Origin of the sequence: Nocardia pseudobrasiliensis NBRC 108224 (genome assembly GCF_001613105.1) — a bacterium.
Taxonomy (GTDB): Bacteria; Actinomycetota; Actinomycetes; order Mycobacteriales; family Mycobacteriaceae; genus Nocardia; species Nocardia pseudobrasiliensis.
Genome location: NZ_BDBS01000103.1, coordinates 1 through 634, shown reverse-complemented (window position 1 = coordinate 634; position 634 = coordinate 1). Strand labels below are relative to the sequence as shown.

Annotated in this window: 1 protein-coding gene; it reads left to right on the top strand. The window is 67.7% G+C overall.

All coding sequences use genetic code 11. The annotated features are described in order from the left end of the window. Positions 1–602, top strand: a 602-nt coding sequence (locus NP4_RS39485; RefSeq protein ID WP_174556230.1) for an alpha-hydroxy-acid oxidizing protein, incomplete at its 5' end; no start/stop codon positions are given. Between the last annotated feature and the right edge of the window lie 32 nt (positions 603–634).

Below are 634 nucleotides of genomic sequence, written 5' to 3'. Positions count from 1 at the left end.
ATCAGATCGGGGCCATCGCCGCCGCGGTCGAGGTGCCCGTGATCGTGAAAGAGGTCGGGTTCGGGCTCAGCGGCGAAACCGTGGTGCTGCTGCGTGATCTGGGTGTGACCGTCGCCGACGTCGCCGGCCGCGGCGGCACCGACTTCGCACGCATCGAAAACGACCGCCGCACCGACCACGGCTACTCCTCCCTCACCGGCTGGGGACAATCCACGGCGTGCTGTCTGCTCGACGCCACCGGCATCGACGGCATCGACATCCTCGCCTCCGGCGGAATCCGCAACCCACTCGACATCGCCCGGGCCCTGGCCCTGGGAGCACGCGGCACCGGAGTCGCCGGAGTGTTCCTGACAATCCTGACCCACCACGGAACCGAAGCCCTGATCGCCACGATCCGCGACTGGCTCGACCAACTCACCTCGATCATGACCATCCTCGGAGCCCCGAACCCGCGCGCGCTCACCCGCTGCGGCCTGCTGTTGAACGGCCCAGTCGAAACCTACTGCCGTCTCAACGGCATCGATCCTCACCCCTATGCACGCCGCGGCCTGCCCGCTCGCCCGAGACCGTTGCCCATCCGAGAGCACGAGGTTCTTTCATGACCACGCTCCATACCGAGCATGCCGAGGTGCCG